This window comes from Alitiscatomonas aceti (assembly GCF_025567195.1).
In the GTDB taxonomy this organism is placed as follows: Bacteria; Bacillota; Clostridia; order Lachnospirales; family Lachnospiraceae; genus Alitiscatomonas; species Alitiscatomonas aceti.
The window spans coordinates 67,740-91,284 of record NZ_JAOQJF010000009.1; the positions used below are offsets into that span (position 1 = coordinate 67,740).

The 23,545-nt window shown below is 54.2% G+C and carries 18 protein-coding genes and 1 pseudogene; 11 read left to right on the plus strand and 8 right to left on the minus strand.

The window, feature by feature from the left end:
* Nucleotides 1-68 precede the first annotated feature (68 nt).
* Genes OCV69_RS06440 through OCV69_RS06450 form a run of 3 tightly spaced genes read left to right on the plus strand, consistent with a single transcriptional unit; the run spans nt 69 to nt 3,551 of the window.
* The gene (locus OCV69_RS06440; RefSeq protein WP_262427948.1) at nt 69-1,526 is read left to right on the plus strand and encodes an efflux RND transporter periplasmic adaptor subunit; all 1,458 of its coding nucleotides are present in this window, start codon (nt 69-71) and stop codon (nt 1,524-1,526) included.
* Between the two features lie 49 nt (nt 1,527-1,575).
* Nucleotides 1,576-2,346 (plus strand): ABC transporter ATP-binding protein, encoded by a 771-nt coding sequence (locus tag OCV69_RS06445; RefSeq protein WP_262427985.1) that lies wholly within the window; start codon nt 1,576-1,578, stop codon nt 2,344-2,346.
* Nucleotides 2,340-3,551 carry an ABC transporter permease gene (locus OCV69_RS06450; protein ID WP_158356966.1) on the plus strand — a complete coding sequence of 404 codons (1,212 nt, stop codon included), beginning with the start codon at nt 2,340-2,342 and terminating at the stop codon, nt 3,549-3,551. The genes OCV69_RS06445 and OCV69_RS06450 overlap by 7 nt, the downstream gene beginning before the upstream one ends.
* Nucleotides 3,552-4,329: 778 nt before the next feature.
* Here OCV69_RS06450 and OCV69_RS06455 read toward each other — a convergent pair.
* Both OCV69_RS06455 and OCV69_RS06460 read right to left on the minus strand, forming a co-directional pair.
* Nucleotides 4,330-6,645, minus strand: coding sequence for an N-acetylmuramoyl-L-alanine amidase family protein (locus tag OCV69_RS06455; RefSeq protein ID WP_262563027.1), 2,316 nt, complete (start codon nt 6,643-6,645; stop codon nt 4,330-4,332).
* A gap of 392 nt (nt 6,646-7,037) precedes the next feature.
* Nucleotides 7,038-8,210, minus strand: a pseudogene (locus OCV69_RS06460) (IS110 family RNA-guided transposase); the annotation flags it as partial.
* Between the two features lie 425 nt (nt 8,211-8,635).
* On the opposite strand from OCV69_RS06460, the gene OCV69_RS06465 reads away from it, so the two are divergent.
* Nucleotides 8,636-8,836 carry a hypothetical protein gene (locus OCV69_RS06465; RefSeq protein ID WP_158356969.1) on the plus strand — a complete coding sequence of 67 codons (201 nt, stop codon included), beginning with the start codon at nt 8,636-8,638 and terminating at the stop codon, nt 8,834-8,836.
* Between the two features lie 66 nt (nt 8,837-8,902).
* On the opposite strand, the gene OCV69_RS06470 is transcribed toward OCV69_RS06465, so the two are convergent.
* On the minus strand, nt 8,903-9,943 hold the full coding sequence (locus tag OCV69_RS06470) for a PTS sugar transporter subunit IIC (RefSeq protein ID WP_158356970.1): 1,041 nt from the start codon (nt 9,941-9,943) through the stop codon (nt 8,903-8,905).
* A 299-nt stretch (nt 9,944-10,242) separates the two neighbouring features.
* Here OCV69_RS06470 and OCV69_RS06475 point away from each other — a divergent pair, with 299 nt between their 5' ends.
* The 6 genes from OCV69_RS06475 (at nt 10,243) to OCV69_RS06500 (ending at nt 15,746) form a co-directional block, all read left to right on the plus strand.
* Nucleotides 10,243-10,932: an HAD family hydrolase gene (locus OCV69_RS06475; RefSeq protein ID WP_158356971.1), complete on the plus strand. Its 690-nt coding sequence runs from the start codon at nt 10,243-10,245 to the stop codon at nt 10,930-10,932.
* 56 nt (nt 10,933-10,988) lie between these two features.
* Complete coding sequence (locus OCV69_RS06480) at nt 10,989-11,981, plus strand: metal ABC transporter substrate-binding protein (protein ID WP_158357006.1); 993 nt, start codon at nt 10,989-10,991, stop codon at nt 11,979-11,981.
* The gene (locus OCV69_RS06485) at nt 11,978-12,688 is read left to right on the plus strand and encodes a metal ABC transporter ATP-binding protein (protein WP_158356972.1); all 711 of its coding nucleotides are present in this window, start codon (nt 11,978-11,980) and stop codon (nt 12,686-12,688) included. The genes OCV69_RS06480 and OCV69_RS06485 overlap by 4 nt, the downstream gene beginning before the upstream one ends.
* A complete protein-coding gene (locus OCV69_RS06490; RefSeq protein WP_158357007.1) occupies nt 12,688-13,503 on the plus strand; it encodes a metal ABC transporter permease in 816 nt (271 codons plus the stop codon). The genes OCV69_RS06485 and OCV69_RS06490 overlap by 1 nt, the downstream gene beginning before the upstream one ends.
* 104 nt (nt 13,504-13,607) lie before the next feature.
* Nucleotides 13,608-14,771, plus strand: coding sequence for a CobW family GTP-binding protein (locus OCV69_RS06495; protein WP_158356973.1), 1,164 nt, complete (start codon nt 13,608-13,610; stop codon nt 14,769-14,771).
* 21 nt (nt 14,772-14,792) lie between these two features.
* Nucleotides 14,793-15,746 carry a TIGR03943 family putative permease subunit gene (locus OCV69_RS06500; RefSeq protein WP_158356974.1) on the plus strand — a complete coding sequence of 318 codons (954 nt, stop codon included), beginning with the start codon at nt 14,793-14,795 and terminating at the stop codon, nt 15,744-15,746.
* A gap of 127 nt (nt 15,747-15,873) precedes the next feature.
* Here the strand turns inward: OCV69_RS06500 and OCV69_RS06505 are convergent, their stop codons facing one another.
* Complete coding sequence (locus tag OCV69_RS06505) at nt 15,874-17,340, minus strand: polysaccharide deacetylase family protein (RefSeq protein WP_158356975.1); 1,467 nt, start codon at nt 17,338-17,340, stop codon at nt 15,874-15,876.
* 404 nt (nt 17,341-17,744) lie between these two features.
* On the opposite strand from OCV69_RS06505, the gene OCV69_RS06510 reads away from it, so the two are divergent.
* Nucleotides 17,745-19,019: a D-alanyl-D-alanine carboxypeptidase family protein gene (locus OCV69_RS06510; RefSeq protein ID WP_416782446.1), complete on the plus strand. Its 1,275-nt coding sequence runs from the start codon at nt 17,745-17,747 to the stop codon at nt 19,017-19,019.
* Here OCV69_RS06510 and OCV69_RS06515 read toward each other — a convergent pair.
* The 4 genes from OCV69_RS06515 to OCV69_RS06530 form a co-directional block, all read right to left on the minus strand.
* Nucleotides 18,997-20,163 (minus strand): DHHW family protein, encoded by a 1,167-nt coding sequence (locus OCV69_RS06515; protein WP_158356976.1) that lies wholly within the window; start codon nt 20,161-20,163, stop codon nt 18,997-18,999. The genes OCV69_RS06510 and OCV69_RS06515 overlap by 23 nt on opposite strands.
* An 18-nt stretch (nt 20,164-20,181) precedes the next feature.
* A complete protein-coding gene (locus tag OCV69_RS06520) occupies nt 20,182-21,576 on the minus strand; it encodes an MBOAT family O-acyltransferase (RefSeq protein WP_158356977.1) in 1,395 nt (464 codons plus the stop codon).
* Between the two features lie 3 nt (nt 21,577-21,579).
* Complete coding sequence (locus OCV69_RS06525) at nt 21,580-22,161, minus strand: DUF4358 domain-containing protein (protein WP_158356978.1); 582 nt, start codon at nt 22,159-22,161, stop codon at nt 21,580-21,582.
* Between the two features lie 185 nt (nt 22,162-22,346).
* A complete protein-coding gene (locus OCV69_RS06530; protein ID WP_158356979.1) occupies nt 22,347-23,342 on the minus strand; it encodes an ABC transporter substrate-binding protein in 996 nt (331 codons plus the stop codon).
* Nucleotides 23,343-23,545 lie beyond the last annotated feature (203 nt).

Sequence of the window (23,545 nt, forward strand, 5' to 3'; positions counted from 1 at the left end):
TCGTGTTATACTGAAGCTGACACTGAAAGAGAGAAAGAGAGAACAGCGCGGTGGGAGGACATACAGACATGAGACACGACGACAGAATGAATGAAACGGAAGGAAAAACACTGGCCCAGGGACAGGGAATGAATGTACCCGGGGAGACGGAGACCAGAGAGGAAGCGGAAATGTCCAGGGAAAAAGGACAGGACGCGGAGGAGAAGGAGGCGGCCCCGGAAGCACCGCAGGAGGACGCGGCCTTTGACCGGCAGCTGGAGGAGATGATGAACGGAACAGGAGGAAAGAAGGCCGGGAAGAAAAAGCGCGGAAAAAAGAAGTTTCTCCTGGCGGCGGCGGTCCTGGCAGTCCTGGGCATTGGAGCCGTAAAGGTCCTGGGCGGCAGCGAGCCCAGTCTTCCCACAGCAGCTACGGTGACGCCGGTGAGAAAGGAGATCCAGAACCGGCTTTCGGTCAGCGGTCCGGTTTCCGGCACCGACAGTGTGGACGTGGTATCCAATCTCCATGCAGAGGTGCTGGAGATCCCTGTAAAGGAAGGCGATAAGGTCACAAAGGGACAGGTCCTGGCAGTCCTGGACGATACAGACCTGAAAAAGGAAGTGGCCATGGCAAAAAACGATTACGATCTGGCAGTGAGCACCTGCGCGGAGCAGGACCGGGACGCCAGGAACGGCTATGCCAAGGCGGTCCAGGATCTGAAAACGGCCCAGGACAATTATAACCGGACCAAGGTCCTCTATGACAGCGGGGACGTGCCCCTGGTGGATCTGGAAACGGCGGAAAACGGCTTAAACGATGCAAAGCGCCAGGCTGCCTCCTATGAGGTGAAGAATGGCCAGGCAGTGGCAGGGGATTCCTACCGGCTCCAGGTGGAAAAGGCCCGGTTTGAGTATGAGAAGAAGCAGGAGCAGCTGGCGGATACCCAGATCACCAGCCCCATCGACGGCACGGTGGTACGGGTCAACACCAAGGTGGGCCGGTTCGCCGATTCAGTGGAGGACTCGGAGCCTTTATTCATCATAGAAAATCTGGATGTTCTGGAAATGGAGATCAAGGTCAGCGAGTATTCCATCGGAAAGGTGGCTGTGGGCCAGGAGGCAGAGATCTCCGCAGATATCCTGGACGGAGAAACGGTCCGCGGCCAGGTGGTGTCCATTTCCCCCACCGGTGAGGAAAAGGGCGGCGGCTCCACCGAGCGGGTCATCCCCACAAAGGTGCGGATCATGGATGAGAACACAAAGCTCATTGCCGGGATCACAGCCAAGGCCCAGATCGTCCTGGAGGAAAAGGAGGATGCCCTGACGGTGCCAGTGGCCGCCGTGACGGAACGGAACGGAGTTTCCATGGTGCTGGCAGTGAAGGACGGCATGATCCATGAGGTCCCTGTGCAGACCGGCATTGAGGGAGATGTGGAGCTGGAGATCCTTCCCGGCGAGGGCGAGGAGCTGGACGAGACGACCCAGATCGTGGCCGCTCCCTCTGAGGGCTTGACGGAGGGCATGGCCGTGACCGCCATGGCGCAGTAAGGGGGGAATGGATGTGTTTGGAATCAGAGACAAAAAGCTTTCTCCCTATATGACAGAAAACGTCCATGAGGAGCTGATCCGCCTGGAAAACCTGGTGAAGATCTACGATACCGGAGCCATTAAGGTCCTGGGGCTGAAAAAGATCAGCCTGACCATCCGGCGGGGGGAGTTTGTAGCCATCATGGGCCATTCCGGCTCGGGAAAATCCACCCTCATGAATATCCTGGGCTGTCTGGACCGCCCCACCATGGGCCATTATTATCTGGACGGCATCGACACGGCGGAGCTGGATCCCAACGAGCTTTCGGCGGTGCGGAATTTAAAGATCGGCTTCGTGTTCCAGTCCTTTAACCTGATCTCCAGGACCTCGGCCTTAAAGAATGTGGAGCTTCCCATGACCTATGCCCGGATCCCCAAGAGGAAACGGGCGGAGCGGGCCATGGAGCTTCTGGAATGCGTGGGCCTGGGAGCCAGGGCAGACCACATGCCCAATGAAATGTCCGGAGGCCAGAGGCAGAGGGTGGCCATCGCCAGGGCTCTGGCCAACGAGCCGCCGCTGATCTTAGCCGACGAGCCCACGGGAAACCTGGATACGGCGGCTTCCATTGAGATCATGGAGATTTTTTCAGAGCTCCATAAGGCCGGAGCCACGGTGGTGGTGGTGACCCATGAGGAAAATATCGCCGCCTTCACGGACCGGATCATCCGGTTTTCCGACGGCCAGATCATCAGCGATGAGAAAAACTTAAATCCCACGCCTGGCAGCGGAGTGATCCACACCCGGGGACTTTACGGGAGAAAGGGGGAGGCCGTATGCTGATCGAAAATATGGCCATGGCCTTCCACGCCATAAAGGCCAATAAGATGCGTTCCTTCCTCACCATGCTGGGCATCATCATCGGCATTGGCTCTGTGATCTCCATTGTGTCCATCGGCGATACCATGCGGGGACTGTTCCAGGATCTTTATAAGGACGTGGGGATCACCCAGGCCTATATCCAGATCGGCTACTGGATCGATGATGTGCGTATGACCGATTATTTCACCCTGGATGATCTGGATAAGATCAAAGAGGTATTCGGGGATGAGGTGGCTTACATCGACAGCAGTGCGTATCTGAGCACAGATGTACAGGCGGGCCGTACGAAAATGAAGTTTGAATTTACCGGCATCGACTATAATTACCAGGAAGTACAGCCAGTGGATGTGATCTACGGCCGCTATCTCAACGAGGGAGATGTGCTGGGCCGGAGGAAAAACCTGGTGATGGAGGCAAAAAGCGCCGAGAAGCTGTTCGGAACGGAAAACGCCGTGGGGAAAAGCCTGCGGATGACCGTTTACGGGGAGACAGACGAGTATACGGTGGTGGGCGTTTACAAAAAAGAGATGAACGCCTTCCAGGCGCTGATGATGGGGACTGGGAGCGATACGGGAGCGGCCTTTATCCCCTATACGATCCTCACCTGGCCCAATGATAACTTTTACTCCTGCCGTCTGTTCGCGGCGGACGATGTGGATATGACGGATTTCATGAACCGGCTCATGGCGTATATCGCCAAACAGAAGGACAGGAAGCCAGAGGACTTTTACAGCCAGACGGCGGTGGATGAGATGGGCAGTGTGGACAGTATGATGGGAGCCCTGTCCGCGGCTGTGGGCGGGATCGCAGCCATTTCTCTCCTGGTGGGAGGCATCGGCATTATGAACATCATGCTGGTCTCTGTTACGGAGCGGACCCGGGAGATCGGGATCCGGAAGGCTCTGGGAGCCAGGACCCGGGACGTGCTGATCCAGTTCCTGACAGAATCGGCGATCCTCTCGGCCTGCGGCGGCATCATCGGCGTGGTGCTGGCGGTGAGCGTGGTATCCCTGGGCGGCATGGCCCTGGGACTTCCAGTGGTCATAAAGCCTGGGATCATTTTCCTGGCTGTGGGATTCTCCGCAGTGGTGGGAATTTTCTTCGGGATCTATCCGGCCTCCCGGGCGGCCAAGGCAGATCCCATCGACGCCCTGCGGTACGAATAAAAATAAAAGAAGCTGTTTTGCTGGGACCGGCCGGAAGGCCGGTCCTTTTGCGGACAGGGGGAAGTGTACCCGCCTTATGGGGCGCACCTTAGCTTCACAGTGCACTAGTCAACGAAAAGTAGATTGTGGCGTATTACTGCGCAGAAGAACGAGAAATGTGATATTCCTTTTCTGCGTCATGAACGGTTATTTCACCTTCTACAATTCTTCTCCCAATGAGTATGCGTTCTTCTTTGGTAAGCATATGTGATACCTCCTGTATAATATAAGAATCTATAGAATAAAAGACTATTTCTATTGTCTACTATTTTTGGGGTGGTGTCTACTTTTATCTTACCACTTCATACCACTTCACACAGGCCCTGTTGTTGGGCATAGAATAGACTTTTTTTCTGCTATGCCCAAAATTCCTGCAGTTTTTGGGCATATACAGGGAAAAAAGAGATATATGTCCAATCCCGCAGGAAGATCCGGTGAAAATCCAGGATTTCCGCACGATTTTTGGGCACCATGGAAAAAAGGAGGGATTTTTGCCCAAAATTTTTGACGATACGGGAGGGGGGAATATGAAGCTAGGAGAGCATATAGTTGGTAGGCCGGGGAATGGGAGAGGAAAATTAGAGAGGGCAGAAAGATGTGGAGGGGCAGATCTGCGGCATAATTCCCTTTCGCCGCATGGCGATCCCCGCAGAGCGTTTTTTATGTCATAGGGCGCACTTCTCGATGATATAAAAAACGCCCGGGACAAAGCCCGGGCGGATGAAACAAGATCTGTTTTTTACTGGATCCACGCACCGCTTCCGTCTACGGTGTAGCCGTCGGGAGTGGTGGTATTGGATAACATGGTGCCGCAAAAGCCGTCGCTCTTCTCATTGAAGTAATACCAGCGTCCGTCGATCTGCTGCCATCCGGTGACCATGGCGCCCTCTGTTCCGGCTCCGGCAGGAGTCAGATAGTACCAGTTGTTTAAGTTGTCCTTAAACCATCCGGTGGCCATATCGCCGTTGCTGCCGAAGTAGTACCAGTTGTTGTTGATATAGAGCCAGCAGCTCTGGGCCAGGATCCCGTTCTTAAAGGTAAAGCGCCAGATATTTCCATCCTTGGACCACTTTCCGCCCTCTGGGGACTGGTTCATCAGATCCACGCGGACGCTTCTGCTGGAGCCGCCGCCGGAGCTGCCGGAGGAACCGGAGCCGCTGTTTTCCCTGCGGAGCTTTACGGTGAACCTTCCAGGATCATTGGTGTAGACCACGATGCAGCCGGTCTCTTCGTCATACCAGAGGGTATCGCTTTCGTTCGCCACATCCTCGAAGCCGTCGGGCATGGAGATGTAGAATTTCAGCGGAGTCCGCAGGGAAGTGACCTTTGTTTCAGTTCCCTCTGCGGATCGGGCGCTTCCCTCTGTGGTCTTATAAAGTTCCAGGTCGAAGGAATACGTCCGGCTGGCGTTGCTGGGCGTGGAGATATTGGAAAGCTCTGCCCGGAGGCCCGTGATGGAGCCATGGTCCGGGGCGAAGGCCAGGGGATAGTAGTCCATTCCCTCCAGCGGCTCTGCACACTGGACATCCATGGCTGCACCCACGCCCAGGGAGTCAAACAGGAAGGAGAGCTTTTTCACAGTGGGCTCTGCGGACTTTCCGGCCATGGCCTTCTGGACGTCGTTCTTATCCAGAGCCTCTGCCAGCTTCCAGAGGGCGCTTTCTGCGGCGTCCCGCTCCTCCTGGGGAAGACCAGCCAGGTCATTGGGAAGGGCATCGGCCAGAGCCTGGAACTCCTTTGCGTTGGACGGGGTGGCGATGGAATCTGGAAACTCCGGATCAGTACCTGGCTTATCCTCTTCGGTTCTTTCCTCAGCCAGCACAAAGGTACTGAAGTGGGTCACTGTGAAGGAAGCCGTGCGGGCCTCCCGGTCGATCTCCAGCGGCCAGATATCTTCATACGTTCCGTCATTGGAATAGTGGAGCACATGGAAGAATTCTGGATTGACATTTTCCGGGATCGGAACGGTGATGCGTACCGGAACCTTAAGCTCCGGAACGGCTCCGCTGAGGCTGAAATCCACCTGGATGGTGTTTTTATATCTCATGGCATCCACAACTGCGTCCTTATGAGGCTTTCCGATATTGAAGGAAACGGTGGAACCGGCTGCCGCAGCGTTTAAGGCAGCGCCGATCACCTTTACCTGGCTGTGGTCGATGCTCACCTCATTGGAGGTGACATTCTGTTCCAGGGTCACATTCTGATCCTTTATGTACTGCTGCTCCAGGGCTTCAACCTTGGCCAGAACGTCCGGATCCGACTGCATGGCCACCTGGACGTCCTTGATATTTTCTTTTAAAGCATCCGGTGCCTGGTCCATGGGAATATCGCCGGAAGTGATCTTATCAAGAGTACCCGATACCTTGTCGGAAGCGCCGCCTGGCTTGTAGGGATCATCTGCGTAAACGGTTTCACTATGGAAGATCTTGGACGGCGTATTGCTGACGGCGCGGACGGAGAAGGAGTATTCCTTTGCGCCTTCCTTTGTCATGTTGTCAGCCAGATCCTGGCTGGTGTTCTGTACATTGGAGTATCCACTCCAGGATTGACCATCAGCCAGAAGATATACTTCATAGCCTTTGAAATAGGATGCATATTCTGCCGGAATTTCCGGAGTATCCCAACAGGCTGTGGTGCCATCCCAACGAAGATTGACTGGACTCCCTAATGATACGGAAGACTTTTCAAATGTCCAGGGAGCGGAAAGCTCGGACCAGTCGCTGTTTAGGGTATCGTTACCATCTCCAAGCGCCATAACTCTAAAGGTATAAGTTCCAGAGTCCTTCAATTTGTTGACAAATCCGCTGGATTTCAGCCATTCGCGGGAGCCTGTGGAGGAAAATGTGTGGTGGGAATTGTATGTGCGTTCCCCATCCCGGAACGCCTCCACCTGGTATTCATTGCTGGCATTCTCCACCCGCTTCCACTCAGGAAGAGCCTCTCGTTTGGAACTCCACCGTACGACCGGTGTGTCCAGTTTCACTGCCGCCAGCGATGAAAACGCCATACTCATCGCCAGCACTGCCGCCAGTGGGGCGGCAAATCGCTTTTTCATACGTTTGTACCTCCTTATAAATATTCCTGGGGGGGGGTATCCTCCCATGGAAAAATTATATAGTTTTTCATGAGGAAAGTCAATAAAACAGGGATAGAAATGGGGGATCCTGTATGGTATAATGTCTGCAAAGCAGACATTATACCATCGCGCATCTGGTTTCTGCGTTCACCGCAGAAATCCAGGCGCTCAATTCTCCCAGAGGGGCAGCATGTCCGGAGGACATGGTATAATCAGGATACAGACCATATCCACGAGAGTCCAGCTAAGAAATGTCAAGAGGTGATATAAAAAAGTTAAATTTTTTACAGCAGCGAAAAAAGGGTAACCTTAACAGACCATTCCGATATATTGGATTGGTCGCGAACGAAATATTGAGAGTACCGTGTTGATTATGCGGCTTTCCGTATCTTGTCTGGATACTCCGCAGCGAATCGCTGGCAGTGCTCTTCCGGAGTGATGATCTCGAAAGGTTTGTTATCTCGAAGCATGGCAAAGATGATGTTGCAGATCTTATGCATGACAGCGCCCATTGCTACTGGTTTTTTCTTGCCAGAACACTTTCTTGTGTAGTAGTCGTAAATGACAGGATTCACAGGTGTGCCGCTTCCTTTATCAACCTTTACGTTATTGAGTGCGACCATGTGAAGAACCCGTCTGGCAAGGCTGGAACCGCGTTTGGACATATGGACTTTATCGCCATTGAGTTTTCCAGACTGTTTGACGGCAGGGTCAAGCCCAAAGTAAGCGTAAAGTTTTTTCGGGGAAGGAAAAAGTTTAAAATCCCCCATCTCCGCGATCAGGACGACTGCGCTTAAGAAACCGATTCCGCGCAGGGACTGCAGAAGGCAGATCTGGTCGTAGATCAAAGTATCCTGCAGCCGTTCCACCGTCTCATGGAGCGCCTTCAGGAGTGCGTCCAGATGCTTCTGGTATTCCTGATAAGTATCAATATAAAGGCGGATGCGGACAGCATTGCTGGGAAGTGCCCTGCCGAAAACAGAAGCATCTTGTGCGGCAGCGATGACGGCGTCATACTTACGCAGTGCATAAGCTTCGCCAAAACGTGCCGTGCTACGGATGGTCTCCACGATATCGTCTTTAGAAGCCTCAAGCATGTCCCCGGCAAGAGGATAAGAGCTTAGCAGCTTTAAGGAAGACTGTGTGGTGACCTTGCTGAAGACTTTCGCATAAGCGGGGAAAGACATTTTCAGTTCCGCAGTGAGTTTGAGAGCGACAGCAGACTGGAGATCCTTGAAATAATAGTAATCACGGACCAGGTTTCTCAGATCAACGATGGAATCCTCTGGGATGATGGAAGTCTTAAGAGAAACGTTGAGACCAACAAGGGCAGCCTTTTTCGAGTCGAATTTATCATTATGCAGTTTCCTTATGTTGATATTTGTGCTATTCTTAGTGATGATAGGATTAATGACGGAGCAGTCAAACCCCTTATCACGAAGGAAGCACAGGAGCGGGATATGGTAGATCCCGGTAGACTCAAGGAAGCAGCGGCTTTTGAGAGAATACGTCTCTTGCGCTTCCTTTATTTTTGTGACAGCGAGGCCGACAGAGAGGTAAGAAGAACTGCCGTCAATCCATGTAAGTAATCTTTTGTAATGCATAGTAAAATATCCTTTCCGGCAGGCATCCATTTCCAAAAGGTGGATACACAACCTAGCGGCTTATACAGGTATAGCCTGAGGCTTCCCAACCAGCCAAACCATAAATCACCACCGAATGGACAGACAGACTTTCTAAGAGGTTTTCCCGGCGGAAAGCCGGGTCCCAAGGAGGAAACGTCAATTGCCCTGCCTCAGTGATTATACCTCAAGATCTGGCCTGGTGCATTATGGAAGTCTCAGACACGGTAAGGAACAATAACTTCTGATGGAGAGGAGAATCCCTCCTTCAGTTATTCATTTAGACTTTGTAACTATTAATCTGTAGTCATCATTGACTACACCATTATTATACTAGGAGGAATACAATGAAGGTGATCGGTGCTTTATTCCGTCTTTCAAAATTTTTCTGGGCTCCGCTACTATGGGCGGCGGTGATCAGTGTCTTCCTGTTCTGTGCGGGACGGCAGAGGCTGATCTTCTGGGCGCTGTATCTGGGGCTTATTCTGACGGCAGTTCTTGGGATCGTGTATTTAGTAGGGGAGTTTACCCGGAATCAGGATCAATGATGGAAAATGATAAAAAGGCCGCCCGGGCATGATGCCTGGACGGCCGAAGTATTTTATGGAGGCTGTTTACAGATCCAGCTTCAGATCTCCCTCACGGATCCATCCGGCCTTCCTGGAGAGCTCTCCGAAGATCCAGGTGAGGACGGCGGGAAGGATGAAACAGATCATGAGGATCCCGGCCCACATCCTGGGGCCTCCGCCGGACATGGCGGTATAGATGCCGATGGGGCCCACAAGACCGCAGGTCCCCATGCCCGCGCCTGCCGGGATGTTTTCCAGCTGAAAGACCATGGTGGCCAGGGGGCCGGTGACCATGGACGCCAGGGTGGGAGCGATCCAGATCCTGGGGTTTTTCACGATGTTTCCCATCTGGAGCATGGAGGTCCCCAGGCCCTGGGCCAAAAGGCCGCCCCAGCCGTTTTCCTTAAAGCTCATGACGGCAAAGCCCACCATCTGGGCGCAGCAGCCGGCTGTGGCCGCTCCTCCGGCCAGGCCGTCCAGGGACAGCATGATACAGATGGCCGCGCTGCTGATGGGAAGGGTCAGGGCAATGCCGATGAGAGCCGATACCAGGATCCCCATGAAAAAGGGCTGCATTTCTGTGGCAGTCTTGACCATTTCTCCGAACAGGGTCATGAACCGGGATACGCCGGGGCCTACGAACTGGGCCATAAAGACGCCGGAAATGATGGTAACGCCGGGAGTGACCAGGATGTCCACACGGGTCTCCCTGGACACCAGCTTTCCCAGCTCCGCAGCCACAATGGTGGCCACCAGAGCGCCAACGGGCCCGCCCAGCTCATTGCCTGCGATCCCCACGGTGGCAGCGGAAAAAAGAACCAGCTGCGGCGCTTTTAAGGCATAGGCAATGGATACGCCCAAGGCGGCTCCGGTGGCCCCTTTGGCGTAGGAGGCGATGGTATTGAAAACCTCCACGCCCGTTTTTTCCCCGATGGTGGAAAAGATGGTCCCGATCAGGAGGGAGGCGAAAAGGCCGAAGGCCATGGCCCCCAGGGCGTCGATGAAGTACGTCTGTACGGTGAAATTGATCTGCTTTCTCTTTAGGAATTCCTTCCAGGATCCCCGGTGCTTTGGTGCTGTTTCCATGATTCAGTGACTCCTTTTATCGTTTTCGCGGCCGTTCAGCCATGGGAAGATCCGGACAGGAAGACACATAGCGGAACGATTGCGGATCTCCAGAGATACGTTAAGAAATTAACGATCCCATTGGTCAACGTATTCTGCCATAGAAACCAGAAAAAAGCAAGGAAATCGCAGAAGATTGATATGAATTTAACGAAATCTTCCGGACAGAGGGATCCTCCGGGAGCCAGGGACTGAGGCAAGATTTTCTTGCCTGGCTTTCCTTCTTATGATATACTAAGGCCCTGTAAGGAGATGAGCACATGAAAAAATGTACGGATTACGGCGCTATGATCTTTGATCTGGACGGAACCCTGGTGAATTCCATCCATGCGCTGACCTACTGTACCAACAAGTCCCTGGAGCGGTTCGGGCTGGGGCCTCTGTCTGAGGAGCAGATGATGACCATTGTGGGAGACGGCTATAAAATGCAGATGAGGCGGTCGCTGGCGGCCTGTAAGGATGCAGATCCGGCCCATTATGAAGCCATCCTCCCGGTTTATATGAAGATCTTCGGGGAAAACTGTAATTACCAGATGCATGCCTACGAGGGCATTAGGGAGCTCCTGGCCTTTGCCAGGGAAAAGGGGATGAAGCTGGCCGTGGTCTCCAACAAGCCCCACGCCCAGGCCGTGAAGACCGTGGAGTATGTGTTCGGAACGGACGCTTTTGACACGGTGGTCGGAGAGCGGGAAGGGATCCCGAAGAAGCCGGATCCCAGAGGTGCTCTGGAGGCGGCAAAGGAGATGGGCGTTGCTCCGGAAAACTGTCTGTATTTCGGAGATACCAACACCGATATGGAAACAGGAAGAAATGCCGGGATGGACACGGTGGGAGTCCTGTGGGGATTCCGGGGCCGGGAGGAGCTGGCGGCCTTTGCCCCGGCGTATCTGATCGAAAGCCCCTGGGACATGATCCGGATCCTTTCCGGGAAAGCTGAGGAGAATCATTGAGGAAATCTGTAAAAACGAGGAAAATAAGAGGGGGAACATGGCTGGCGCTGGCAGTGATGTTCCTTTTCTGTCTCCTTTCCGGCTGTGGGAGAGCAGAGAGCGGAGAGGAGCCGGGAGACGGGGAAGGCGGGAGGAAATTAAAGGTAGCCGCCACTCTGTTCCCCTATTATGATTTTGTGCGCCAGGTGGCCGGAGACCAGGTAGAGCTGTCCCTGGTGATCCCGGCGGGCATGGACAGCCATTCCTTTGAGCCTACGCCGAAGGACATCCGCATCATGCAGGAGGCGGATGTGATCATCGCCAACGGCGGGGCCATGGAGCACTGGGTGGACCAGGTGGTGGATTCCTTTGACCGGGAGGACCAGACGGTGGTCATTATGATGGACCATGTGGACGCGGTGGAGGAAGAGATCGTGGAAGGGATGGAGCATTCCGACGAAGGCCATGGCCACGTTCATGTCCATGAGGACGGTGAGGAAGATGGTCATCTGGAGGAGGATGAGAGTCAGTATGAGATCGAGTACGACGAGCATATCTGGACCTCCCCGGTCAATGCCATGAGGATGGTGGACGTGATCGCTGAGACTCTTACGGAAAGGGATCCGGACCATGGGGCCATGTACCAGGCAGGAGCTGCCGCGTATCTGGAGGAGCTGGAAAGACTGGACAAAGAATTCCGGGAGGTAAGGGATAGCGCGGTCCACGACATGATCGTCATGGGCGATAAGTTCCCGCTGCGGTATTTTGCCGACACCTACGGACTCCGTTACCGGGCGGCCTTTTCCGGCTGCTCCTCGGATACAGAGCCCAGCGCCAGGACCATCGCCTATCTGATCGACAAGGTAAAAGAGGAGGGGCTTCCTGTGATTTACTATCTGGAGCTTTCCAGCCACCGGGTGGCGGAGATCATCGGAGAAGAGACAGGGGCCGTACCTCTTTTGTTCCATTCCTGCCATAACGTGACCCGGCGGCAGTTTGAGGAAGGGGTCACATACCTGGAGCTGATGGAACAGAATGTGAAGAATCTGTGGGAGGGACTGTGCAAATGAGCCAGCCGTTATTAAAATGTGAGCATGTGGATTTTGGATATGAAAATTATGATGTGGTAAAGGATGTGTCCCTGGAGATCTGCCAGGGGGATTACCTCTGCATCGTGGGAGAAAACGGATCGGGAAAGAGCACGCTGATGAAGGGGCTTCTGGGGCTTTTAAAGCCCACTGGCGGAAGCCTTATGGTATCCGACGATCTGAAGCGGTCCGGCATCGGATATCTTCCCCAGCAGACGCCGGCCCAGAAGGATTTTCCGGCCACAGTCCAGGAGGTGGTGATCTCCGGCTGTCTCGGAAAGCGGGGGAACCGTCCGTTTTACTCAAAAAAAGAAAGGGAAACGGCGGCAGTGAACATGGAGCGTCTGGGGATCACAGATCTGAGAAAGAGCTGCTACCGGGATCTTTCCGGCGGCCAGAAGCAGAGGACGCTGATCGCCAGGGCCCTCTGTGCCACAGACCGCCTTCTGATCCTGGACGAGCCCATCACCGGGCTGGATCCCTCCACCACCCAGGACTTTTACCGGGTGATCCGCCATTTGAACCGGGAGGAGCAGGTGGCCGTCTTAATGGTGTCCCACGATATCCAGAACATCGTGGCCCAGGCCAATAAGATCCTCCACTTAAAGCAGAGCGTGTTATTTTACGGCTCTGTGGAAGACTATAAACAGACGGAATGCGGGAGAGAATTCCTGGGAGGTGGAAAATGATGGAGCTTTTAAGAGAAATGCTTTCGTATCCGTTCATCGTCCGGGCGCTGACCGGCGGCCTTCTGATCTCTCTGTGCGCCTCCCTTCTGGGGGTGAGCCTGGTGCTGAAGCGGTATTCTATGATCGGGGACGGCTTATCCCATGTATCCTTTGGAGCCCTGTCCGTGGCCGTGGCCTTTGGGTGGGCTCCCCTGGCGGTATCCATCCCCGTGGTAGCCGCCGCTGCGGTGCTGCTCCTTCGGATCACCGGCAATGGCAAGATCAAGAGCGATGCGGCCATTGCCATGATCTCTGCCGGCTCCCTGGCTGTGGGGATCATCGTCACATCCCTGACCACGGGAATGACCACAGACGTCAGCAGCTATATGTTCGGCAGCATCCTGGCCATGAGCCGGGAGGACGTGGTATTGAGCGCCGTCCTGTCCCTGATCGTCCTGGGGATGTTCATTCTGTGCTACAATAAGGTGTTCGCCGTGACCTTCGATGAGAGCTTTGCCAGGGCCACCGGAGTCCGGGTCTCCGGCTACAATACGATCCTGGCGGTGCTGACGGCGGTCACCATTGTCCTGGGCATGCGGATGATGGGAGCCATGCTGATCTCCAGCCTGATCATCTTTCCGGCCCTCACCTCCATGCGGGTATTTAAAAGCTTTTCCGGCGTGATCCTTTCGGCGGGGACCGTATCCGTGGTCTGCTTTTTCATCGGCCTGGTGCTTTCCTATGTGTATTCCATTCCGGCGGGAGCCAGCGTGGTGGTGGTCAACATGGGAGCCTTTGGGATTTTTTCCGTGATCCAGGCTGTCCGGAGGCGGTAGGACGGGAAATTTTAAGGGCGGCGGTTGACTTTGGGAAAAAATGTGTTAAAGTTAGTAACAGACAACCGTTATTTTATGGATTGAATAGAAAGAAGGAATTAAAAATGACAAAGATCGATATTATTTCCGGCTTTCTGGGAGCTGGAAAGACCACATTTATAAAAAAGCTTCTGGAGGAGGCCATCGCCGGGGAAAAGGTGGTGCTGATCGAAAATGAGTTTGGAGAGATCGGCATTGACGGCGGCTTTTTACAGGATTCTGGCATTGAGATCCGGGAAATGAACTCCGGCTGTATCTGCTGCTCTTTAGTGGGCGATTTCGGCCGCTCCCTGTCTGAGGTGCTGACCAAGTATGAGCCGGACCGGGTGATCATCGAGCCGTCCGGCGTTGGAAAGCTGTCTGACGTGATGAAGGCTGTCTGCGACGTGGCCGGAGAGATCGACGTGGTCTTAAACGGCTCTGTGACGGTGGTAGACGCCCAGAAGTGCAAAATGTATATGAAAAACTTCGGCGAGTTCTTCAATAACCAGATCGAAAGCGCCGGGACCATCGTTTTAAGCCGTACCGACGTGGCAGACGCCGATAAGGTGGCAAAGGCAGTGGAGCTGATCCGGGAGAAGAATCCTAAGGCAGCCGTTGTTACGACTCCCATCGGCCGTCTCACCGGAGCCCAGCTTCTGGAGATCATTGAAAAGCCCACCGACGACATGGCAGCTGAGCTTCTGGAGGAGGTAAGGCAGGGACACCATCATCATGAGGACGAAGGGTGCTGCTGCGGCCACGACCATGAGCACCATCACCACCACGATCATGAGGATGAGGAGTGCTGCTGCGGCCACGACCATGAGCATCACCATCATCACGATCATGAGGAGGGAGAGTGCTGCTGCGGCCATGACCATGAGCACCATCACCACCACGATCATGAGGACGGGGAGTGCTGCTGCGGCCACGATCACGACCATCATCACCATCACCACCACGGCCATGACGCCGACGAGGTTTTCACAAGCTGGGGACTGGAAACAAGCCGCAGCGTGAGCCTGGAACGGTTAAATGAGATCCTCCATGACCTGGCCCACACAGAGAAGTACGGCACGGTGCTTCGTGCCAAGGGCATGCTGCCGGATGAAAACGGCGTATGGCACTATTTTGATATGGTTCCCGAGGAGACGGAGGTGCGGGAAGGCGCGCCCATCTATACAGGAAAGGTGTGCGTCATCGGCTCCGGCTTAAAAGAGGACGATCTGAAGGAACTGTTCCATTAATTTTAATCACTGGGAGAAATCATGAGCGGAAATAATCAAGAAAAAATGCCGGTGTTTCTGATCAACGGCTTTCTGGAGGCTGGAAAGACCCAGTTTATCTCCTTTACACTGCAGCAGGAGTATTTCCAGGCTGACGGAGTTACGGTCCTGATCCTCTGCGAGGAGGGGGACACAGAATATGATCAGGAGCTGTTAAAGAAAACGCGGACAAGGGTGATCACCGTGGACAGCGCAGACGAGCTGGATGAGGACTTTTTCGGCCGTCTGGAAGCACTCTACGATCCGGACCGGGTGCTCATCGAATGGAACGGGATCTGGCCCCAGGACCTGCTGAAGCTTCCGGCAGACTGGGAGCTGTTCCAGCAGATCACCATCATCGACGGCTCCACCTTTGAGCTCTATTTAAATAACATGAAGCCGCTGCTGGGACTTATGGTGAGGAATTCCGAGCTGATCATCATGAACCGCTGCGACGATCTGACCGATGACAGCCTGACCCGCTACCGCAGGGGGTTAAAGGCCTTAAATCCACAGGCCGACCTGATCCTGGAGGATGCGGAAGGGGAGATCGAGCAGGAGCTTCTGGAGGAGGATCTGCCCTATGATATGAAGGCAGATGTGATCCAGATCGACCCGGGGGCCTACGGCATCTGGTATATCGACGCCCTGGACAAGGAGGACCGGTACAAGGGGAAGGTAGTGGAATTTACGGCTATGGTCTTAAAGTCTCCGGAATTCCCGAAGAATTACTTTGTTCCGGGCCGTATGGCCATGACCTGCTGCGAGGCGGATATGACCTTCCTGGGCTTTGTATGCAAGGCAAGAGAGGCCAGGACCCTGGAGACCGGAATGTGGGTAAAGGTCCGGGCCAGGATCGAATATGAGTTCTGGCAGGACTACGACGGAACCGGTCCGGTGCTTTACGCGGAAAGCGTGGAGCCGGCAGAGGAGATCAAGGAGATCGTCCAGTTTTAGGGCAATAAAGTAAAAATAAGCTGCTGCGAAAGGAAAGCATCCATTTCCTTTTTGCAGCAGCTTATTTTTATGCTCTGGGAAAGAATTATGCCGCCGGCAGGAAGCCCCGCAGGCAATATTTCCTACCCTACATGGGCGGCACCGGCACCGGGCGCTCCCGGTCAAAAACGGTGGTAACGTCGAACAGGTCGCTTAAATGATCCTTGGAAGGATTTGTTTCCGGAAGATCGTAGTACATGCGGTAGCCGTCCAGGTTCCGCCGCCCCTGGCGCAAATAATCAGACCCCAGCTGTACCCAGGCGGGGCTGGAATCCACATTGCAGAAATAGCGGAAGCCCTTGTCGTACAGATAGGCAAATTTCTCGTTTTCCCGGGTATAGGCCCGCCAGTCGCCCACGTCTGCGCCGAAGGGGTAGAGGATGATATCGGTGGGGCCGATGAGAGATTCCACCCGCTCCTCCCATTTATCGGTGTCTGTTTTTACAGAAGCCAGATCCCGGGAGCCCAGGTTGATATGGCCCCAGCTGTGGGAGGCCAGCTCCCAGCCGCCGTCCCGGAGGCACTGGGCCACCTGTCGGACAGATTCCAGGTCCTCCTCATAATTAGGGTTGGAGTCCTTATATTCCGGATCGGTGCGATAGCCTAAAACACCCTGGTAGCCGGTGAAGGCCAGGACTGCCCTGGCTCCTTTATAGGAAAAGTCCGGGTGCTCTGCAATGAAATCCTCCAGCAGAGGTACCAGGTCGAAGGAGCCGGTGACCACGGTCCCGTCGTCCAGTTCCATTTCACAGGTGGGCTTTCCATCGTCCCCGATGACGATCCGGGTGGCAAAGCCGTCGCCCTTCATATAGTCATAATAGCAGACATCGTCCTGGGACATGACGAAGGGCTTCTTTCCCGGCGGCAGCATGATATCGCCGGCCACAAATTTTGGGTTTCCGTTTTCATCTGTGGTCTCATAGGCGATATCCCGCATCCGTACCAGCACATAGCCCCGTTCATACATCTGATCCAGGATCTTTAAAAATTCGCTTTTGGTGGTCATCACCTGGTTATAGCCCTTTTCATCTGAATCGCCGTCAAAGGCTTTTTTATTATCCATGATCAGGGAGTGGAAGAACACATGGGTGATGGAGGCCGTATCAGCCCGGACCAGTGTTGTTTTTATCTCTTCATAGGACGCGATGGCATCCAGGACCGCCTGCTCACCGGAAAATTCTGCACTGTCCTTTAACAGGGCGATGGCTCCGTCATAGTCGTAGGAGGCGGCCAGGCCCGAGGCTCTGGAAAGGAGTTCGTCCAGGCTGGAGGGTTCTGTTTCCGCAGGACTGGTCCCTGTTTCTCCGTCCTCACCGTTTCCTGGGTCTGCGCCGGGCTCTGCGGGGCTGGATGCAGACGGGGCGTCGGGAGCAGGATGGGAGCCGGCTCCGGGGAAGCCTTTTGTCTTAAAAAGCCAGATTCCTGCTCCGGCGGCAGCCAGGATCCCAAGGATCATGAAAAAGATGAGGATACGGACCATGCGCTGGCGTTTTCTCTGCTTCTGGCGTCTGGATATGTATGCACGGCGGCGGGTATAGTCGTCTTCAAACTGCATTGGATCACCTCGAATCGTATTTTTAAGCCCTTTTCTGCCGGGCGGGCTTTTTATCCCTTCGTGGGTCTGCTTCACAGACATTATACCATGTCCTCCGGACATGGTCCCCCTCCGGGGAATTTAAGCGCCTGGATTTCTGCGGTGAACGCAGAAACCAGATGCGCGATGTTATAATGTCTGCTTCACAGACATTATAACATAATTTCCCGGAAGGTGTTATGGGAATCCGTGAAAAAAAGCAACAATCCAGCCTTGTAAAGATCCGGATAGGACTGCTGCGAAAAATACATAAAGATCCATGTCCCAGCCATATTTTGTAAGGAGATCATGACGGTTTGAGAGGACATGGTGGAAACGTGAAAAAAACAGGAAAACGGGCGGCCGCCCTTCTCCTATCCTGGGCGATGGCCCTGGGCGGCGGCTCTATGCCGGTGATGGCAGAAACAGTCCCAGGACGGGAAACGGTCCGGGAAGAAACGGAGGGAGGGAAGGCAGAGAGCCAGGAAAACGGCCAGACAGGGCCCCAGGGCCAGGAGACGGCCCAGCCGGGAGCTGTCCCGGAGGAGAGCGCCGGAGGGCCGCAGATCGCAGCGCCGTCAGCCCTTCTTATGGAGGCGTCTACGGGAACGGTGATCTTTGAAAAAAATGCCGACGAGCCCAGAAATCCAGCCAGCGTCACCAAGATCATGACACTGATCCTTATATTCGATGCCCTCCAGTCAGGAAAGATCCGTCTGGACGACCAGGTGGTGACCAGCGCCTACGCCAAATCCATGGGAGGCTCCCAGGTATTCCTGGAGGAGGGGGAGATGCAGACCGTGGAAACACTGATCAAGTGCATCGTCATCGCCTCCGGCAACGATGCCTCCGTGGCCATGGCGGAGTACATAGGCGGAGACGAGGGGACCTTTGTGCGGATGATGAACGAGCGGGCCGCAGGCCTTGGCATGGAGCACACGAGGTTTGTGGACTGCTGCGGCCTTACAGATTCTCCGGATCATGTGACCACGGCCCGGGATATTGCCTTAATGTCCCGGGAACTGATCACAAAATATCCACAGATCATCAATTATTCTACCATATGGATGGAAAACATCACCCATGTGACGAAGCAGGGAACAAAGGAGTTCGGCCTGTCCAACACCAACCGGCTTTTGAAGATGCCTGTGAATTTCCAGGTGACGGGCCTTAAGACCGGTTCCACCAGCATTGCCAAATACTGTCTGTCAGCCACAGCGAAAAAAGACGGGGTGGAGCTGATCGCCGCCATCATGGCTGCGCCGGATTATAAGGTGCGGTTCCAGGATGCGGTGGCTCTTTTGAATTATGGATATGGAAACTGCCGTCTGTACCGGGATGAGGCGCCGCCGGAGCTGCCAAAGATCCAGGTGCTTGGAGGCGTCCGGGACTTTGTAAAGGCCGGGTACAGGGAAGGCTTTTCCTTCCTGGGACTCCACGGGGAGGATTTTTCCGCCATAGAGAAGGAGCTGCAGCTGGAAGGCCCGGTGGAAGCGCCGGTGGGAGAGGGAGATGTTTTCGGTTATCTGGTCTATACGCTGGATGGCGAGGAGCTGGGCCGGGTGGCCGTGACAGCAGAGGAGCCTGTGGAAAGGGCCGGATTTCCAGACTGTCTGAAAAAGGTGTGGGGGCTGTTTTTTACCCCCACACCAGCTTGCTGATATTCCGGTCCTTTAAGAATCCAGGGATCTGGTACAGGACGAGGACATCGGTGATCTCCTGCTCCTGGATCAGGTCCCCGAGCCTTCCATTATAATACCGGAGATCGATCATAAGGGTCTCCGGGAAATGGAGAGCTGCAAAGGGGGCGAAGCAGTGGGCGTAGGAGTCCTTGATAATAAGAAGCTTCCCGCCGCTGTCCGCCTGGGGATTTACGATCCTTGTGAGACCATGGTTCCCGTCCAGGAACACCCGGTATTTATCCCGGGTCTTTAAAGCCTCCATAGAGTAAAGACTGTGGACAGGCTCCTGGCTTTCATCATAAAATACGCTCCATTCCGGCTCCTGGATGGGCCTGTAAAGCTCGATGGAGTCAGGCTTTACAGGAACGTTGAGCTTGGAGTGGATGGTGCCCAGAAAGTCCTCCGAAACGGTTTCCACAGAAAAACCGGAAGGCTCCAGGGACGTGAGGCCGGAAGCAGAAGCCCAGGCCTGGTAGGCCGTATAGGCCCCGGAGGCAGTCCAGTGATGGTCTGTCCTGTAATAAAGGGGGCGGTCCGGTCCGTCGGCTTCTTCCTGTAAAAGGGCGTCCCTTACGGGCACAAGCATGGAGGACAGCCCGGCTTTTTCCAGGAAATCCGTGGCCGCCGCCTGGGAAAAGGGGGAGGCAGAGGCCGGGAGCTTTTCTGTGAGGATCTCAGAGGCCGTGGGGGCCAGAAGCACCTTCACATGACCGTCTCCCAGAAGCGCCTCCTGGCGGAGGGCAAAGGCCGCCAGGGCGTCCAGGTTTTTCTTTGAGAGCTCCGGATCCATGTCCTCGGCATAAAAGGCCTCGATGAGATAGCCGTCCTTTCCAAGAAAGACGCCGTTGATCTCCTTTTTTAACTGGATTTTTTCGGCAGCCGTCTTAAAGCCGATCCAGGAATCCCGGAAAGGGAACTGGTCGCTTAAATAAATTTCATAATCAGAACCGAATTTTCCGCTCTTTACGGCCTCCCAGGTAAGGGCCGGCCGTTTTGCCAGGTAGCGGTTTTCCGTTTCAGAAAACGTCCGTCGGGGCATGAAAACGGAAAGGGCCGCGCCCAGTCCCAGAAAGGCGCAGAAAAGCCCGGTCATCACAGCCGGATAGGAAATATTTTTTTTCATGGCTTCTCCCTTTCTGTACTAAAAGCGGAAATATAAAAACGGGTTATAGGTTGCGTTTACCAGGTAAGCCACGGAGAGGAGCAGTACCAGGCCCAGGAACAGAGGTTCCGGGACACGGTCTTTCCATCTCCCGGCAGCCCTGGCCGGCAGGGGGGTGGAGCCCAGGGCGCAGGCGGCCAGAAGGACCAGATTTCCGGAAAGCAGGAATATGGTCCGCTCATTACAGAGGGAGAGCCCGGCGGCTCCGGTCATCTGAAGGAGGTACTGGAACCCTTGTCCCATGTCCTCAAAGGCGAACAGCACCCAGCCAAGGAGCACCAGAAGAAAAGCATAGGTGCACTGGAGCAGGGAGGGGAGCTTTTTTAAATATTTCATCAGTACAAACTTTTCTAATAAAAGAAGCAGTCCGAAATAAATACCCCATAACAGGAAGTTTACGCTGGCGCCATGCCAGATCCCTGTTAAAAGCCATACGACCAGGATGTTCCGTACCTGGAGAAGGCCGCCCTTCCGGTTGCCGCCCAGGGGGATGTACACGTATTCCTTAAACCAGGTGCCCAGGGAAATATGCCATCGCCGCCAGAATTCCGTAATACTTTTTGAAATATACGGATAATTAAAGTTTTCCGGAAAATGAAAGCCCAGCATGTGGCCCATGCCCACGGCCATATCGGAATAACCGGAAAAGTCGAAATAGATCTGGAAGGCAAAGGCCAGGATCCCCATCCATACCATAAGGACGCTGCGGTCCGCAGGAAGGATGGCCGTGATCTCCGTCCACAGGGCGCCGGCCTGATTGGCCAGCAGGACCTTTTTTCCCAGGCCCACCACGAAACGGCGGATCCCCAGGGAAAAACGCTCAAGGCTTTCGGTCCGGGTGTTCAGCTCCGCGGCAATGTCCTGGTAGCGGACAATGGGGCCGGCAATGAGCTGGGGGAACATGGACACATAGGCTCCGAAGCTTATGATATTGTTCTGGACCGGAGCCTCGCCCCGGTATACGTCGATGGTGTAGGACATGGTCTGGAACGTATAAAAGGAGATCCCAATGGGAAGGGCCAGGCCCAGGAGAGGGATCCCGCTTCCGGTGAGGCTGTTGATGGAACGGATGAAAAAGTCCGTATATTTAAAGATCACCAGAAGGGCCAGATTGATGAACGCAGAGGAGGCTACCGTCATCCTGGCGGCTTTCCGGTTTCCGCGCTCTAAAAAGCGGCCCACCAGCTTTCCATGGAAAAAGTCCACCAGCGTGGAAAAAAGGAGGAGCGAGATATACACAGGCTCCCCCCATCCATAGAAGATCAGGCTCCCTATAAATAATACTCCGTTCCGCAGCTTCCTGGGAACCAGAAAATAGAGGGCCAGGAACAGCGGCAGAAAACGGAATAAAAATAAGAGACTGGAAAAGACCATGGCTTATTTAAAGAAGCCGTCGATCACGTCAATGGCGATCTTGTTATTTTCCTCTGCGGATTTTAAGGCTGCCTCATCGCCCTGTTCCATGGCCGCGTCATCGGGTCCTCCTAACATCACGAAGAATACGTAATCGCCGTGGCGCACCACCTGGGAGGCCTGGATCTTGGAAACGTTCATGGGATACTGCATGGTATCGCCCACCAGACGCTCTCTGTATTCGGTCAGGGCCTTCTCCACATCGTCACCCTTTCCCTCCTTTGCCTTCACTCCGATGAAGGTCTCCACGAAGGTGCTGATCATGGGCATCTCGGCTACATAGGATTCGCACAGCTCCGGAGAAAGGCCGATGACGTCGTTTAACATCTGGTCGTCCATGGGAGTGTTGGGGATGTAGCCCTCTCCATAGGCTTCTTTGATCTTATTTAAAACGTTGTCCAGGGATACGTTTACCGCGGCCTCGGTCTCCTGGCCGGCAGGCTCCTTGCCGGCAGAAGAGCTGGAGCAGCCTGTAAGGGAAGCAAAGGCCAGAGAAGCGGCCATGATAACTGCGGTCAACTGTTTTTTCTGTGTAAATTTTTTCATAAATTCAAAATCCTCCTTCAAATGCCATAATGAGTGGTGATATGGCCATTATAAGGGAGGACAGAAGAAAAAGCAATTTACAAATATATGAATAAGGTCTTACGAAATATGGTCGGCGGAGTGGGAAAACGGCGCGGGAGCCAGCATAGCCGCTGTCTCCCAAAGGTTAAGAAGATAAATCGTTTCTATTCTTTCACCGCCGCCCTGGCAAAGTCTGTGACTACCAGGTCTTCATAAGGCACTCTGGCTGGAAGCTCTCCGGCTTCTTCCAGGATATTCTGGAGAAGATCAAAGCTTTCCTTTTCAAAGACCGTATCGGTCTTCCAGGTATCCTGGGCCTTATACCGCTCCACAATGGCTGTCAGGGCGGCCTTGTCTGTTTCTTTAAACTGGGGTTTTATGGTTTTTGCGATTTCTGCGGATGTGTGGGAATTGACGTACTCCAGTCCCTTCTGGATGGCATTTGTGAATTTCTGTATGATTTCCGGATTTTTTTCAATATAGCTTTTCTTTGCACAATATGCCGTGTAGGGCACATAGCCGGAGCTTTCTCCCAGGGAGGCCGCCACATGGCCGTTTCCTTCCAGCTCCAGGGCGGTGGCGAAGGGCTCGAACTCCACGGTGTAGTCTGCGTCGTTACTGGTAAAGGCAGCGGCAGTGAGGCCGAAGTTTATGCTCTGGTCGATGGAAAGATCTGTCTTCGGGTCGATGCCGTTCTTTTTTAAGATGTATTCAAAGACCATCTGGGGCATGCCGCCTGCCCTTCCTCCCAGGACCTTTTTCCCTTTTAAGTTTTCCCATTGGAAATCCGGCTCCGGTTCCCGACCCACCAGGAAGTTTCCGGCCCTCTGGGTCAGCTGGGCAAAGTTTACGGCGTAGTCGGCTTCTCCGTTGGCATAGGTATAGACGGAGGCTTCGGATCCCATGAAGCCGATGTCGGCTTCTCCGGATACCAGAGCCGTCATGACCTTATCGGCTCCGCCTCCGTTGACCAGGGTCACGTCCAGTCCCTCTTCATCAAAATATCCCAGCTCAATGGCGGCGTACTGGGGCGCATAGAAGATGGAATGGGCCACTTCGTTTAAGGTGATGGGCGTTTTGCCGGATGCGTTTTTCTGGCAGCCGGTGGCTGTGGCAAGGACCAGACATCCTGCCAGGATCCCGCAGACGATTTTTTTCATGATTTCCCTCCCGGAAAAATGCTATGGTTTATTGTATGGGATCTTCCTGTCCAGGGTTCCGGCGGGGAGAGGGGATGCTGTGGAACGCCGGCTTTTGGGAGTGGAGGCTCCATTTCCGGCAGATGGAACAGATATGAGAAAAACTGGGCATTTTCAAGGAAGCTTCCCGGAAAATGCCCAGATGAAATGAAGTTTAAATTTTT

Excerpts from the sequence above, each read along its gene's own strand:
- OCV69_RS06485 (WP_158356972.1), top strand. The coding sequence starts at position 11,978 with ATGAGCCAGCCGTTATTAAAATGTGAGCATGTGGATTTTGGATATGAA.
- OCV69_RS06495 (WP_158356973.1), top strand. The coding sequence starts at position 13,608 with ATGACAAAGATCGATATTATTTCCGGCTTTCTGGGAGCTGGAAAGACC.
- OCV69_RS06510 (WP_416782446.1), top strand. The coding sequence starts at position 17,745 with ATGGCCCTGGGCGGCGGCTCTATGCCGGTGATGGCAGAAACAGTCCCA.
- OCV69_RS06470 (WP_158356970.1), bottom strand. The coding sequence starts at position 9,943 with ATGGAAACAGCACCAAAGCACCGGGGATCCTGGAAGGAATTCCTAAAG.
- OCV69_RS06505 (WP_158356975.1), bottom strand. The coding sequence starts at position 17,340 with ATGCAGTTTGAAGACGACTATACCCGCCGCCGTGCATACATATCCAGA.
- OCV69_RS06525 (WP_158356978.1), bottom strand. The coding sequence starts at position 22,161 with ATGAAAAAATTTACACAGAAAAAACAGTTGACCGCAGTTATCATGGCC.
- OCV69_RS06520 (WP_158356977.1), bottom strand. The coding sequence starts at position 21,576 with ATGGTCTTTTCCAGTCTCTTATTTTTATTCCGTTTTCTGCCGCTGTTC.
- OCV69_RS06465 (WP_158356969.1), top strand. The coding sequence starts at position 8,636 with ATGAAGGTGATCGGTGCTTTATTCCGTCTTTCAAAATTTTTCTGGGCT.
- OCV69_RS06500 (WP_158356974.1), top strand. The coding sequence starts at position 14,793 with ATGAGCGGAAATAATCAAGAAAAAATGCCGGTGTTTCTGATCAACGGC.
- OCV69_RS06450 (WP_158356966.1), top strand. The coding sequence starts at position 2,340 with ATGCTGATCGAAAATATGGCCATGGCCTTCCACGCCATAAAGGCCAAT.
- OCV69_RS06480 (WP_158357006.1), top strand. The coding sequence starts at position 10,989 with ATGTTCCTTTTCTGTCTCCTTTCCGGCTGTGGGAGAGCAGAGAGCGGA.
- OCV69_RS06445 (WP_262427985.1), top strand. The coding sequence starts at position 1,576 with ATGACAGAAAACGTCCATGAGGAGCTGATCCGCCTGGAAAACCTGGTG.
- OCV69_RS06530 (WP_158356979.1), bottom strand. The coding sequence starts at position 23,342 with ATGAAAAAAATCGTCTGCGGGATCCTGGCAGGATGTCTGGTCCTTGCC.
- OCV69_RS06440 (WP_262427948.1), top strand. The coding sequence starts at position 69 with ATGAGACACGACGACAGAATGAATGAAACGGAAGGAAAAACACTGGCC.
- OCV69_RS06515 (WP_158356976.1), bottom strand. The coding sequence starts at position 20,163 with ATGAAAAAAAATATTTCCTATCCGGCTGTGATGACCGGGCTTTTCTGC.
- OCV69_RS06490 (WP_158357007.1), top strand. The coding sequence starts at position 12,688 with ATGGAGCTTTTAAGAGAAATGCTTTCGTATCCGTTCATCGTCCGGGCG.
- OCV69_RS06455 (WP_262563027.1), bottom strand. The coding sequence starts at position 6,645 with ATGAAAAAGCGATTTGCCGCCCCACTGGCGGCAGTGCTGGCGATGAGT.
- OCV69_RS06475 (WP_158356971.1), top strand. The coding sequence starts at position 10,243 with ATGAAAAAATGTACGGATTACGGCGCTATGATCTTTGATCTGGACGGA.